Source organism: Rhizobium sp. NPDC090275 (assembly GCF_044772225.1).
Taxonomy (GTDB): Bacteria; Pseudomonadota; Alphaproteobacteria; order Rhizobiales; family Rhizobiaceae; genus Rhizobium.
In genome coordinates this window covers 1-12,527 of record NZ_JBIVYL010000023.1, presented here as the reverse complement: position 1 = coordinate 12,527, position 12,527 = coordinate 1, and the positions used below count along the sequence as shown (strand labels likewise).

Annotated in this window: 13 protein-coding genes and 1 pseudogene; 6 read left to right on the top strand and 8 right to left on the bottom strand. The window is 56.7% G+C overall.

Annotated elements, in window-relative coordinates:
* Window positions 1–520: 520 nt before the first annotated feature.
* A complete protein-coding gene (locus ACIQUB_RS31065; RefSeq protein ID WP_402935788.1) occupies window positions 521–1,120 on the bottom strand; it encodes a J domain-containing protein in 600 nt (199 codons plus the stop codon).
* Between the two features lie 634 nt (window positions 1,121–1,754).
* On the opposite strand from ACIQUB_RS31065, the gene ACIQUB_RS31060 reads away from it, so the two are divergent.
* The 3 genes from ACIQUB_RS31060 (at window position 1,755) to ACIQUB_RS31050 (ending at window position 4,841) form a co-directional block, all read left to right on the top strand.
* The gene (locus tag ACIQUB_RS31060) at window positions 1,755–3,413 is read left to right on the top strand and encodes an alpha-amylase family protein (protein WP_402935747.1); all 1,659 of its coding nucleotides are present in this window, start codon (window positions 1,755–1,757) and stop codon (window positions 3,411–3,413) included.
* Between the two features lie 271 nt (window positions 3,414–3,684).
* Window positions 3,685–4,026 carry a hypothetical protein gene (locus ACIQUB_RS31055; RefSeq protein WP_113237726.1) on the top strand — a complete coding sequence of 114 codons (342 nt, stop codon included), beginning with the start codon at window positions 3,685–3,687 and terminating at the stop codon, window positions 4,024–4,026.
* Complete coding sequence (locus ACIQUB_RS31050) at window positions 4,026–4,841, top strand: hypothetical protein (protein WP_402935744.1); 816 nt, start codon at window positions 4,026–4,028, stop codon at window positions 4,839–4,841. Before ACIQUB_RS31055 ends, ACIQUB_RS31050 begins: the two co-directional genes overlap by 1 nt.
* A 320-nt stretch (window positions 4,842–5,161) precedes the next feature.
* On the opposite strand, the gene istB is transcribed toward ACIQUB_RS31050, so the two are convergent.
* The 3 genes and pseudogenes from istB to ACIQUB_RS31035 form a co-directional block, all read right to left on the bottom strand.
* A complete protein-coding gene (gene istB, locus ACIQUB_RS31045) occupies window positions 5,162–5,956 on the bottom strand; it encodes an IS21-like element helper ATPase IstB (RefSeq protein ID WP_402935741.1) in 795 nt (264 codons plus the stop codon).
* The gene (istA, locus tag ACIQUB_RS31040; protein WP_402935738.1) at window positions 5,946–7,463 is read right to left on the bottom strand and encodes an IS21 family transposase; all 1,518 of its coding nucleotides are present in this window, start codon (window positions 7,461–7,463) and stop codon (window positions 5,946–5,948) included. The genes istB and istA overlap by 11 nt, the downstream gene beginning before the upstream one ends.
* Before the next feature lie 181 nt (window positions 7,464–7,644).
* Window positions 7,645–7,910 (bottom strand): annotated as a pseudogene (locus ACIQUB_RS31035) (transposase); the annotation flags it as partial.
* A gap of 685 nt (window positions 7,911–8,595) precedes the next feature.
* Between ACIQUB_RS31035 and ACIQUB_RS31030 the strand changes: the two are divergent.
* Complete coding sequence (locus tag ACIQUB_RS31030; RefSeq protein WP_026283661.1) at window positions 8,596–8,874, top strand: DUF1778 domain-containing protein; 279 nt, start codon at window positions 8,596–8,598, stop codon at window positions 8,872–8,874.
* Window positions 8,871–9,398 carry a GNAT family N-acetyltransferase gene (locus ACIQUB_RS31025; RefSeq protein ID WP_402935735.1) on the top strand — a complete coding sequence of 176 codons (528 nt, stop codon included), beginning with the start codon at window positions 8,871–8,873 and terminating at the stop codon, window positions 9,396–9,398. The genes ACIQUB_RS31030 and ACIQUB_RS31025 overlap by 4 nt, the downstream gene beginning before the upstream one ends.
* A 506-nt stretch (window positions 9,399–9,904) precedes the next feature.
* On the opposite strand, the gene ACIQUB_RS31020 is transcribed toward ACIQUB_RS31025, so the two are convergent.
* Window positions 9,905–10,213 carry a PAS domain-containing protein gene (locus tag ACIQUB_RS31020; RefSeq protein ID WP_402935732.1) on the bottom strand — a complete coding sequence of 103 codons (309 nt, stop codon included), beginning with the start codon at window positions 10,211–10,213 and terminating at the stop codon, window positions 9,905–9,907.
* Window positions 10,214–10,270: 57 nt separating this feature from the next.
* Window positions 10,271–10,783, bottom strand: a complete 513-nt coding sequence (locus ACIQUB_RS31015; RefSeq protein ID WP_402935729.1) for a GAF domain-containing protein — start codon at window positions 10,781–10,783, stop codon at window positions 10,271–10,273.
* Window positions 10,784–10,950: 167 nt separating this feature from the next.
* Between ACIQUB_RS31015 and ACIQUB_RS31010 the strand changes: the two genes are divergently transcribed.
* Window positions 10,951–11,247, top strand: coding sequence for a hypothetical protein (locus ACIQUB_RS31010; RefSeq protein WP_402935726.1), 297 nt, complete (start codon window positions 10,951–10,953; stop codon window positions 11,245–11,247).
* Between the two features lie 7 nt (window positions 11,248–11,254).
* Here ACIQUB_RS31010 and ACIQUB_RS31005 read toward each other — a convergent pair whose 3' ends face one another.
* The gene (locus tag ACIQUB_RS31005; RefSeq protein WP_402935723.1) at window positions 11,255–11,986 is read right to left on the bottom strand and encodes an SDR family NAD(P)-dependent oxidoreductase; all 732 of its coding nucleotides are present in this window, start codon (window positions 11,984–11,986) and stop codon (window positions 11,255–11,257) included.
* A 49-nt stretch (window positions 11,987–12,035) separates the two neighbouring features.
* Window positions 12,036–12,527, bottom strand: a 492-nt coding sequence (locus ACIQUB_RS31000) for a DUF1206 domain-containing protein (protein WP_402935720.1), incomplete at its 5' end; no start/stop codon positions are given.

The following is a 12,527-nucleotide window of genomic DNA, read 5'->3' as shown; positions in this document are numbered from 1 at the left end:
TTCCGGGCTACCTGATAGACCTGCCGGATTGACTTTAACCGCCGTGCCATCGAGTCCGTGGCCGTTGTGACACGAAAGAGCTGCTTGTTGCTGTCAAATGCGAGCAGCAGCCACACGGGCGCGAACGCCGTCGACTCTGGAGCGAGGACGAAGAGTGGCTTTCCGCCGTCAGCTAGAAAACGTCTAAACTGATACATGTCGCAGGTCGGCAGAGACAGAAGCCATTTCTCGTCTGCGTTGTCCGGTATGACGCCCCTCCGATGGGCGATTATCGAATGCTTTTCATTCATTTCCGATTAAATGGCCGACTTTTCAGAATGTTCCAAAGAGGGGGCCGCCGCCACAGTTTTGATTTTGGAAGGGTAATCATCCGAATACAGTCCTATTTAACCGCCACCTGGCGCAGTAGTCAAAGAGGGCGCATTCACGCAAGCGCTTAGAACGTCACATCGGGAGCGGAATCATCGAGCCTGTTTGTTGCGCGTAAAGCCGTCAACGAGCGCTCGCGTGAAGTTCGTCGTCAGCAAAAACCATTTAGCTTGAGGATTTTATAGGCTTCGATCGTCGCGTGGAGCCGGTCCTCTGATTGACGATTACCGCTGTTAACGTCGGGATGGTGTAGCTTCAGCCGCTCTTTGTATCGTCGTCTGATGTCCTCAGGTGTCGCTACCTGCTGAAGCCCAAGCGTTTCAAACGCCTTAGCCTCAAGTGGCTTGAGCGTCCGGCACGATGTTGTCACGCTCGGTTGGCTGGCCTTGCCTCGTGCTTTAAGTGATTTCGCTGATCCCGACGGAACCGACGATGGCAATGGCGCCTCGAATTTTGGCTGGTCCGTCCTTACTCCGCGCGTGGCGATCTTCCCCGCAGCCGCGTTGAGCTGGTACTTCGCAACGACGGGATCCGAATGGCTAGGATAGTAGCTGTAGCCACGACCGTAGGAGTTTGAATGCTCCAGACAGAAGGTGAGATACAGTCCCTCGGCGGCACTGCCTACTGGCGCTCTTTGGGTTCCCGAATTTTCGCAGCTGTCCCATTGGCACTTGGGCCCGCTCGGCTGGGTGGGCTTGTCACGGCTGCTGCGGATTGGCCTTAGGCCAACGAAGATCTTCGAATCATTCATCGACGTCGTATATGGCGGACAAAGTGTCCTCAGCAAGGTCCGAGCTTGTTGAGATCCCCAAAGCTTCCATGATGGAGCACCAAGCCACGCATGCTGTCCGACCGCCGTCTGTTTTCGTGGGCGCGCATACTTTGTCATTCGTGTCCAGCTATGTTCGGGGTCGCTTTTCATATCGGTTTTAAAAAGCTCAAACCCTGTTACCTCCATCGTCACCTCAATCGCCTAGATGCCTTAATGGACCGGCGCTTCCGAGATTGTAGCCAGATTGATGGCTCTCCCTCAGCATGACGATATTGAAACGGGGTTGGAACGTGTCTGCCCCAAAAATCAAGCGAGGAACAGCCGTAGATTACTTTGCCTGAATCGCCGTTTCTTTGGAGCAAGCAGTGTTTGTTTGGTGGGTTCGGCAGGCAAGATCATCCGCAAGACGAAGGTGGCGAGCGAACCGGAAGCGCTCATTGAACCCTAACATCGCTGGGTTGCTTGTAAGCGGATCGGCGTGGAAGCGGGAACGTGGCGTACCCGCCGATAGAACGCAATAGAGGGCTGCTTGCGCTCCAACCCATCGGTTCAAGTTGGAACCTTTCCCGCACGCAAGCCTTCCGTGAGCAACGTGTTCTGCGGGAGTGAAACTTTGATCAACGACCTTTGGTACAAAAACGCCGTCGTCTATTGCCTTTCGGTTGAAACCTTCTTGGACTCCAACGGCGACGGCGTTGGGGATTTCCAAGGCTTACAGCGACGGCTCGACTATCTGGCCGGGCTGGGAGTGACGGCCGTTTGGCTGATGCCCTTCCAGACGTCTCCCGGGCGAGATGACGGCTATGATGTCTCCGACTATTACAACGTCGATCCCCGGTACGGCACTCTCGGCGACTTCGTTGAGTTCACGCACGGTGCCAAGCAACGCGGGATACGGGTATTGATCGACCTCGTGGTCAACCACACATCCGACGAACACCTTTGGTTCAAACAGGCCTGTGCCGATCCGAATTCTCGATACCGCGATTGGTACGTTTGGTCCAAAACCAAACCCGCCAACGCCGACCAAGGGATGGTCTTCCCAGGAGTTCAGAAATCCACCTGGACCCGTGATAGGCAGTCAGGTGAATACTACTTCCACCGTTTTTATGACTTCCAGCCCGACCTCAACACTGGAAACCCGCTCGTGCAGGCTGAAATCCTGAAGATTATGGGCTTTTGGATCCAGCTTGGCGTGTCGGGCTTCAGGATGGACGCAGTGCCATTCGTCATTGCCGAGAAGGGTGCCGACGTAACCAAGCCGAAAGAGCAGTTCGATATGCTGCGTACCTTCCGCGAGTTTCTGCAGTGGAGGAAGGGGGACAGCATCATCTTGGCCGAAGCCAACGTGGTTCCCAAGGAGAACCTCGAATACTTCGGTGATGATGGCGACCGCATGCAGATGATGTTCAACTTCCACGTCAATCAAGCATTGTTCTATGCGATGGCGAGCGCGGACACCCGACCGCTCGCAAAGGCCATGCGCGATACTGAGCAACGGCCAGAAACGGGGCAATGGGGTGTTTTCCTTCGAAACCACGATGAATTGGATCTTGGACGCCTGACCGAGAGCCAGAGACAGACGGTCTTCTCTGCCTTCGGTCCGGACAAGAACATGCAGCTCTATGATCGCGGCATCCGGCGGCGCTTGGCACCCATGCTGGGGGGAGACATCCGGCGCCTGAAGCTTGCTTACAGCTTGATGTACTCGTTGCCGGGAACGCCAGTTTTGCGATATGGCGACGAGATCGGGATGGGTGATGACTTATCATTGCCGGAACGAAATTGTGCGCGGACGCCGATGCAGTGGTCAGACGAACCGCAAGGCGGCTTCACCAAGAGCGAGAAGCCCGTTCTTCCTGTTATATCGGAGGGACCGTACGGCTTTGACCACGTCAACGTCGCGTTTCAGCGCCGAGACCTGGACTCGATGCTGAACTGGACTGAGCGGATGATCCGGGCGCGTAAGGAAGCGCCGGAGATCGGATGGGGAGGCTTCAAAGTTCTCACCTGCGGTGATCCTGGCGTTCTCATCATGCGATACGAGTGGCGGAAGAACGTCGTCATCACCATCCATAGCTTTCACGACAAACCCTTGGAAGTCTCGTTTGCGGCAAATGTTGATGAAGACGCAGGCGTGCTGATCGACATTCTAGATGGACACGACAGCTGTGCCAAAGACGGGAAACACCACATGGTCCTCGAACCCTATGGCTTCCGTTGGTACCGGGCAGGGGGCTTGGACTATCTGCTGAAGCGAAGCGAGGTCTGACGACAATTCTTGCCGTCGGTACCAACATTTGCGGAATTGCGCAGCAACTGCCACGTGTCTCTATGGCACTAAACTCTCGGATCAGCGTGTATTCGTATGATCCTGAATACGTCATAGACCATGCAGGGGCAGCATCTAGGAGTCGATGGGTTTTGTTGTGATACGTTCCTGGTGGTGAATCGGACTGAAATTTCTGCTTTTCACCACAGACATAGATACTTGATGAGTATCCGGGATACGCCTATATTGTCTGCATGTAGGAGTTGTAACCATGTCTGCCAAAGAGCGCATCAAGAAGTACCGGGAGACTGGAGGAGCATCTGATCTCGTTAGGGTGGAGGTTCTCGTTCCGAAAGCACGCAGAGATGAGATCGTGAGTGCAGCGGCTAAATTGCGCTCCGCGCATCGGGATGAAAAGAGTCGTTTTGCGGAATTTATCAGGATTGCGACCGAGAGGTATGGACTAAGAGTTTTCGATAACATCGAGCTCGAAAAGCTGAATGATCTACAGCAGAAGGTGCGAGTTGTCGCCAATGCCCTTATGGAGCGCGGCGATGCGAGAGCTTATGCGATGGGACGAAGAATGATCGTTCAGCTAGGAGACAAGCGCTGATGGCACTAACGCGGATCCAGAAAGAAATCATGGCCTCCATCGCCGGAAACAGGTCTGATACGAGTTACGTTGCTGGCGGCTTGGTCTTGAACATGGATTGGCCACGGATGTCCGATGACATTGACATCTTTCATGATACCGACGAGGAAATTGGTGTCTCGGCGGATACTGATATCGCGAAATTAGAGGCTGACGGCTTCAAAGTATCGATTGAAGTCAACATTTACGGTTGCGTTGAGGCGAGTGTAGTTCGCGACGGAGAACGCACCCTTGTTCAATGGATGAGCGAGACCCGGACACGCTTCTTCCCACTGGTCAGGGATGATGATTGGGGATCGCGCCTACACCCGTCCGATCTTGCAGTGAACAAGGTGATTGCCGCGTCTACGCGCACAAAGGCTCGGGACTATGTCGATCTGCTGATGATCGAAAACCACATGTGCCCGTTGGGGCCAGTAATTATGGCCGCAGCAGGTAAGCCTCCCTATTTCTCCCCACTGCGTATAGTTGATGAGATTCGTCGTAAAGCGTTGTCCGTCACGAATGAGGACTACACGACGGTTCGTGGCCTGCCTTCTGATTGGACTGCAGCAATGATCCGCGACGAGCTTATTATTGCTCTTGATCACGCAGAGAACTACCTGCGCAATGCGCCCCCAGGACTCGTAGGGATTTTGGCCATAGACATTTACGGCGTTCCGTTGGAGGTCTACGACCTTAGCGCCCCTGGGGTCGGATATCGAAAAGCGACTTCCGAGCCTGAAGTGATACCAGATTTGCCTGAAGCAGGCAGTCGCTGGGGGGATCAAGCTTAATCTAGCGCACGAGTGGGGCAGGGTGTGGTCCGCACATCTGTAGGCAGGTGGCCGTTGCTACCTAATTCCGAACATTTGCCGTGTCGTGCCGACTTGTCCAGCGGACTTCGCTTGAGCTGGGAAGAGCAATTGAGTTCTGCAGACGGCTTATGCGTTGCGCCAGAAGCCACTCTGTGTCGTTTGAGGACCGTCACCTACAACGTCCACCGCGTCGCGACCAGGAGCGCTATTGTGGGGAATGGTTTGATTGTTGGTTTCCACGCGGAACTGAGCCGGTTTTTCCACCGAGAAGTGAGCCACCTCTAAGTATGGTTTTCTGATCAGGGTTTGGACAAGGGGTTGGCCTTTTCTCCTCTCTTCTGAGCTGCTGCGGCCGAGCTGGCTTTGAAGCGGAAGCTGTCGTTTCCGGTCTCCAGGATATGGCAACGGTGGGTTAGACGGTCGAGAAGAGCCGTCGTCATCTTAGCGTCGCCAAATACGGTCGCCCATTCGCTGAAGCTGAGGTTTGTGGTGATGATGACGCTGGTGCGCTCGTAGAGCTTGCTCAACAGGTGGAAGAGCAGCGCTCCGCCTGAGGCACTGAACGGAAGGTATCCGAGTTCATCGAGGATCAGCAGATCGAGACTAACCAGCGTCTCAGCGATCTGGCCTGCTCTGCCTTTGGCCTTCTCCTGCTCGAGCGCGTTGACCAGTTCGATGGTCGAGAAGAAGCGGACCTTGGGGCGATGATGCTCGATCGCCTGGACACCAAGGGCGGTCGCGACATGTGTTTTTCCTGTGCCCGGTCCGCCGACAAGCACGATATTCTGCGCCCCGTCGATGAACTCGCATCTGTGCAATTGGCGCACCGTCGCTTCGTTGATCTCGCTGGCGGCGAACTCGTATCCGGAGATGTCCTTGTAGGCTGGGAAGCGGGCAGCCTTCATGTGATAGGCGATGGAGCGGACCTCGCGTTCGGCCATTTCGGCTTTCAGCAATTGGGACAGGATCGGCACGGCGGCATCAAACGCTGGAGCCCCTTGCTCGATCAGGTCTGTGACGGCTTGGGCCATGCCATACATCTTCAGGCTCCGCAGCATGATGACGACGGCGGCACTCGCGGGATCATGACGCATGGCGACCTCCCACGATCCGGACACGCAGGCCATCGTAGCGTTCGACGTCGGCCTTGGGTTCACGCAACAAGGTCAGCGCCTGTGGCGTGTCGATGTCAGGGCCGTCAGTCGTCTTCCCAACGATCAGACGATGCAGCAGGTTCAGCACATGCGTCTTGGTCGCGACGCCTTGATCCAGAGCCAGCCCCACAGCCCTGACGACGACTTGTTCGTCGTGATGAAGCACCAGAGCAAGGATATCGGCCATCTCACGATCGCCGCCCAGGCGACGCAGCATCTGGTCCTGCATCTGTCGAAAGGCCAGCGGCAATTCCAGGAAAGGCGCACCATTGCGCAAGGCACCGGGCTTGCGCTGAATGACGGCAAGGTAATGTCGCCAGTCGTAAATCGTCCGCGGCGGTTTGTCGTGGCTGCGCTCAATCACCCGCGGATGTTCGCATAGGACATTGCCCTCGGCCGCAACGACCAGTCGCTCGGGATAGATTCGCAAGCTGACAGGCCGGTTAGCAAAGGAGGCCGGCACGCTGTAGCGGTTCCGCTCGAAGGTGATCAGGCATGTCGGAGAGACACGTTTGCCCTGCTCGACGAAGCGGTCAAACGCAGCGGGGAGCGCCATCAATGCTGGCTGTTCTGCGGACCAGACGTCCGCGATCGTGCCGGGCAAGGTGCCGTGTGCTGTGTCGCGCCACAGGTCCTGGCAATGCTGTTCCAGCCAGGCATTCAATGCCGCCAGATCAGGAAAGTCCGGCATCTGTTGCCACAGTCGCGGCCGGGCGTCCTGGACATTCTTCTCGATTTGGCCCTTCTCCCAACCCGCGGCGGGATTGCAAAACTCAGGCGCAAAGACGTAGTGGTTCGTCATCGCGAGGAAACGGATATTGACCTGTCGCTCCTTGCCACGACCGACGCGATCGACCGCGGTTTTCATGTTGTCGTAGATGCCGCGACCCGGCACACCGCCAAACACGCGGAACCCGTGCCAATGAGCGTCGAAGAGCATCTCGTGCGTTTGTAGCAGGTAGGCCCTGACCAGAAACGCCCGGCTGTGTGATAGTTTGATATGGGCGACCTGCAGCTTCGTGCGCTCGCATCCTATCACGGCATAATCTTCGCTCCAATCGAATTGGAACTGTTCGCCTGGGCGGAAGGACAGAGGAACGAATATGCCGCGGCCCGCTGTCTGCTGCTCAATCCGCCAGTCACGAGCGAACGCGGCAACCCTACCATAGGAGCCGGTAAAGCCGAGAGCCATCAGATCGGCATGAAGCTGCTTCAATGTTCGGCGCTGCTTGCGCGACCTCCCGGCCTCGGTCTTCAGCCAGCCAGAGAGTTTGTCGGCAAAAGGAAGCTTGCTCGGCCGCTCCGGTACCGTGAACGTCGGCTCGATCGTGCCGGCACTCAAATACTTTGCGATCGTGTTGCGTGACAGCCCCGTGCGCCGGCTGATCTCACGGATCGACTGCTTCTCGCGCAGCGCCATCCGACGGATGATGTTTAAAAGTCCCATGTGGATCACTCCGTTGCCCCCGCTGCTCGCCGCATTGGGGGAAGGTTCACATGGCTCAATTCTCAATGGAAATTATGCGCCTAACCGGCTCAGTTCTGCATGGAAACCAACACGTTATCGACCGCGACAAGGCTTCGATCACGACGATCAGAGGTGGTCTCACCTACAAGCAAACGGACACCTCGAGGAAGGTTGGGAAGTAAGACCCTTTACGCAGCTTTGGGAACGCAGCTCTACCGTACCTGCACGCGTCTCCTAGTCACGGTCGCGATAACCGTTGCGTTGCGCCAATCGTGATGGGCTCTTCTCACCGTGGGCCGCGCCAGTTGCAGCGCTAACTTCCAATTCCGTCAGTCGCTCAGCAGCAAAACCGATCATGTCGCGCAGAATATCCGCGTCCGGGGTCTTCTCCACAAGCTCGCGCAGGTCCATTATGTCATTGGTCATCGATTTATCCTTCGTATCTGGTTGAGTGTCAGCAACCCAACCATACCGGAGATTGTCGATGACCGCCCGCAAAGCCCGCTCACTCGCTACCGCGCGCTGAGGGCACGCTCGCGGGCGGCTTCGCTACCGTCGACCTACACCACGCTACGGGGCACGATCAACGTGATCGTCTTTGACCAAATCGATTATAGGCCTACTTCTAAGAGAGGGGCCATCGACCTGCCATCACCAGCCTTCCTCACAAGTACTGCTACGGTTCGCCAACAACCGGCGCAAAGCCGTTATCAAGCGTTGTCGGGGGACGTCACCAACGATTTCGCCCTTGCGAAGACAGGAAACCTGCTAACGTGTACTGCCAGACGTATGGCTTGATTAACCTCGTGGTGAGAGCACCTGCTGGCAATTAGGCCGATAGGTTGGAGGGTCGCCGCGTCCACGCCAATGCCGCCGCCGGCCACCACCTGCATATATGATTGGAATTAGGCCGCGGCGGCGAAAACCTTGCAAAAGGCCGGCCGCCGCAATCGCTCAAACCAATAATGCCGTCCGGTGATTGCCGCCAAGCCTTGAGGCAACAAGCCAAGAGGATATAGAAGCGCGCGCATTTTCCTGTACGCCTTGAAGACGCACTCCGTTGACGCCGAGAGGAGTTTCGCTTATATTCGATTGATAGATGGAGGGCGACATGCCGAGTATAGCGAACGAGAACAGTGAGCGTATGAGTTTGAGGGTTCCTGCCACGGCCAAGGCTAAGCTCGTGCGCGCAGCAGCACTTCGTAATACCGATCTGACGAACTTCGTAACCGAATCCGCACTGCGAGAAGCGGAGGCTGTGATCGAAGAGGCCGAAACGATCAAAGTGTCAAAGCGCGATCATCTTCGCATTCTTGAGCTTCTGGAAAATCCGCCCAAACCCAACGCCAAGCTGCGCGCGGCGATTGCCGGTTTGCCTGACAGCCTATGAGTTTACCTGCATGGCATGAGGAGCCGATCGCCAAGTCTCACGGTCGGGCGGAGTTCGATTGCGGCGACGCTCAGATGAACGAGTTCCTGCTCCGTTTTGCCCGACAAAGCCATGAGCAGAATGCCTCAAAGACCTTCTGTGCCATCGATGACGCAGTACCCGACCGCATTCTTGGGTTCTATACAATCGCGCCTTCAGCAGTTGAGCACGCAGCTTTGCCCGATGCAATGACACGCGGTCTTGCCCGCCATGAGGTGCCGGGCTTCAAGCTTGCACGACTGGCTGCCGACCGCGCGGTTGCCGGGCAGGGACTGGGAGGCCTGCTCCTAGCCGCCGCAGCGCTCCGCTGCCTCAGACTTGCAGGAGAGGGCGGGGGACTTCTACTGGTCATCGATGCCAAAGGCGAGCGCGCAGCCAACTGGTACGCCTCCTATGGCGCCGAACCGCTGAAGGACAAGCCGCTGACTCTCGTGATGCCGCTCATCACCTTCGCGGCCGGTTTGCGGGCGAAGGGTCTTCTTTAATCCCAGGACACCGGCACTTCTGTGACTCGCCATCGGACATCGTCAAGGGTGGTGCGCCTGGAAGCGACCGAAGCGGTATATTCTTGAGATATGCTATCCGTCGTCCAGTTCAATCCAGACCGGAGCATGGTCGGTGGTGTGGTACCATTCACGCGGGACCTTGTCGACGCCGCCGGTCTGTTATAGGCACAATTTCAGCTGTTCGCCAGTGCAAGTGGCTGCCATTACACGGAAATTCGACGCGATCCCCTCCGGTCGCGCATCGCTCGCGAACCTGAACGAGTTCGAATACGCGGCGATCGGTCGTTCGCTCCGCAAATCGGCGGATGAATATCACGCCACTTTCATGAAGAAGCTTAAAAAGAAATGATGCGACGTTCGTTTTGATTATCAGATGCATACGGTGTGGGACGCCCTAGAAGTGCCTCTGCCTTCAGGTTCTCTCGAAGCTCTGTCTCTGCTTCCTGGTCTTCAATATCTTCTGCCCAGAGACCATAACCAATCTTTCACCCCTCACCGTTGTGCAATGGGTACATAGTGAAAAGAGCCCGAACGGGATCCTCGGCCTTCGTGCTTAGAATCCGCAACTTGAACTGCTGTTGTTCGCCCGAGCGAATGAGCGGCATCAGATCATCGTGAAACGTGCCGCGCTCATCGGGCGCCATGAAGAACTCGACGCCTGGCGGAATACTCTCGTCTGGCTTGAGCCCAACGACATTCCTGGCAAATCCGTTGAGGTAAGAAACGTAGCCTTGCGTGTCGACAATCGCGATAAAGCCCGGAGCTTGGGTGATCAGCTGCTCGAACTTCCTCATGAGAAGCCTGCTCTGCCTTACCTCCGCCAACTCGTTCTCCAAACCTTCGTTCGCTCGTTAGCGCTCGAGCAGTCTCATTGTCTGGTTGGCAAGGAACCCAAGCAATTCTAGCTGCGCCTCGGTGAAATCGCGAGCCTGATGGTCAAATACACAGAGAGTGCCGATCGGCATTCCGTCCGGCGCCCTCAATACGACACCAGCGTAAGATCGCAGACCCGGCTCTTTGCTCAAGATGGGAGTGAAATCAAATCTGCAATCATTGGACACGTCCGGAATGACGATGTCGCCCGCCAGTAGAGCACTTACGTGGTCCGATTTCACTGCAGTTGGTCTGGCTGAGACGCCGAAGGCCGCTTTAAAAACCTGCCGATCGTATTCGAAAAGTATGATGGCAGATACTGGTGCTTTGAAGGACTCGGTGGCGAAACGAGCAATCTCTTCCAGGTCTGCGTCCACACCATCACGATTGGAGCCGTAACCGCGCAGAGTTTGAAGCCGCTCTTGCTCAGTCCAGACGGTGGACGCGGAACCTGTCTTCTTCGCTGCAACTGCCATTGAACTTTGCTTCATCGATACCGCCAACCGAAGAAATAACCTGGCGGCGGTCTCGCACGCGCGTGCAAGCTCTGACAACGAGGAATCTAGCTCCGGAGCCGCAGAGTTCGCGGAAGGGTTACCGGAAGGTTTGCCTTTCAAGCGCACCAGAAAAGCTCAGCTGGTCACGAAGGATGGAGCAAATGAGAGCTTTCTATACCAATGACGACGCATTGAGGATTTTCGAGGCCCATGATCGAGCTATGGATTTGGGCTACTTCATCCTGGCAAGCGACAAGGCGGAGTACACCCGAGATCGGCTCCGCGGTCTGGCAGCGCGCTTAGACTGGCCGGAGGAGATCGCAAACCTGATCGAGGAGGCTCCGGACCTGGAAATTGATGCACTGGAGCAACGTCTCGCGGAAACAGCCGCGAGTGGACGATGGGACGACCTCATCGAGAATGCGACCTGGCTTTCACAGGGTCCCTCGCTCCGGTGAGGGTTCCTCACCACTCAACGTTACTTCCGTCATAAGCGATGAACGTACCGGTTTCCCTGACCCCGTCTAGTGCACTCAGGATCGAAGATGCGGCATCCTGCGGGCTCATAGTGAGGTGACCCGCCGAGTAGGGGGCTGAGAGCGTTGTTCTGACGGTTCCGGGATGCACCGCGGCGACAACAGCCTCGGGGTGTGTCCTAGCAACCTCAATCGAAGCCGTCCGGACGATCTGGTTGAGGGCCGCTTTCGAGGCCCTGTACGAAATCCAGCCCCCCAGGCGATTGTCGCTGATCGAACCCACGCGCGCGGAAAGAAAAGCGGCCACCGCCCTAGACTTGCGATCTAGCAGTGGAAGGAAATGCTTGGCGACCAACGCCGGGCCGACCGCATTGACCCGGAACTGCGAAAGCATGATCTCCGGATCTATCTGTCGAAGCGACTTCTCTGGCGGATGCCCGTCGGTCGTGAGCATTCCGGTTGCACACATCAGCAGGTGAACTGGTTTTTGAGAGAAACGTCTTGCTCTGTCGACAATGCTGCTTTCATCGAGAAGATCAAAGCTGTCGCCACTGCGGGACAACGCCAGCAGTTCGCCGAGGTTGGGATCCTGCTCCAAGCGAGAACATAGAGCGCCGCCAATTCCTCCGCTCGCGCCAATGACGACCGCTCGGAAACCATGGGGCAGGGATCGGAGGTGAGGGGACCCCCGCTCGGCTTCGATGGTTCTACCCTCCGACATCGCTTGTACCTATCCGACGAATTCTTCAGGGGCCGAAGCTTCGGATGCCTCAAACTGGCAGCGCGCGTTTGACATCACCAACCGATGGCCCTCGAACGATCCGGTATCGGGCCTCGACGAGATTGTAGATACCGAAGGCCGCCAAGCCAACTGCGACGACCACATAGAGGATAGATCCGAACGGTAGCTGCCTCAGCCATGACAAGGCCTCTGAGATGCTTCCAGCCTGCTCGGGATCCACTGTGAAGCCAGCATACGCGAAAAGCACACCAGTGATCGCGAAGACGACGCCACGCGCCACCAGGCCATAGATGCAGACCATACCTACGACACCTTTGGCATCCGGCAGCCGCAGGTACTTCTCGAATTTTCTAGTCAGGCCCTTAGCCGATGTCACCACGCCACCAACGATGAAGCCGATGCCGATCAAGATGGCGATATAGGATCCGAACGGCTGCGACATGACCCATTGGGCGAGGCCTTTCTCACCGGAGCCTTCGCTACCGCCTGCGCCGCCAATTGCGTGGCCAAGCGCGTAGCC

Coding starts and splice junctions, on each gene's coding strand:
- ACIQUB_RS31065 (WP_402935788.1), bottom strand. CDS start 1,120: ATGAATGATTCGAAGATCTTCGTTGGCCTAAGGCCAATCCGCAGCAGC.
- ACIQUB_RS31055 (WP_113237726.1), top strand. CDS start 3,685: ATGTCTGCCAAAGAGCGCATCAAGAAGTACCGGGAGACTGGAGGAGCA.
- ACIQUB_RS31050 (WP_402935744.1), top strand. CDS start 4,026: ATGGCACTAACGCGGATCCAGAAAGAAATCATGGCCTCCATCGCCGGA.
- istB (WP_402935741.1), bottom strand. CDS start 5,956: ATGCGTCATGATCCCGCGAGTGCCGCCGTCGTCATCATGCTGCGGAGC.
- istA (WP_402935738.1), bottom strand. CDS start 7,463: ATGGGACTTTTAAACATCATCCGTCGGATGGCGCTGCGCGAGAAGCAG.
- ACIQUB_RS31030 (WP_026283661.1), top strand. CDS start 8,596: ATGCCGAGTATAGCGAACGAGAACAGTGAGCGTATGAGTTTGAGGGTT.
- ACIQUB_RS31025 (WP_402935735.1), top strand. CDS start 8,871: ATGAGTTTACCTGCATGGCATGAGGAGCCGATCGCCAAGTCTCACGGT.
- ACIQUB_RS31020 (WP_402935732.1), bottom strand. CDS start 10,213: ATGAGGAAGTTCGAGCAGCTGATCACCCAAGCTCCGGGCTTTATCGCG.
- ACIQUB_RS31015 (WP_402935729.1), bottom strand. CDS start 10,783: ATGAAGCAAAGTTCAATGGCAGTTGCAGCGAAGAAGACAGGTTCCGCG.
- ACIQUB_RS31010 (WP_402935726.1), top strand. CDS start 10,951: ATGAGAGCTTTCTATACCAATGACGACGCATTGAGGATTTTCGAGGCC.
- ACIQUB_RS31005 (WP_402935723.1), bottom strand. CDS start 11,986: ATGTCGGAGGGTAGAACCATCGAAGCCGAGCGGGGGTCCCCTCACCTC.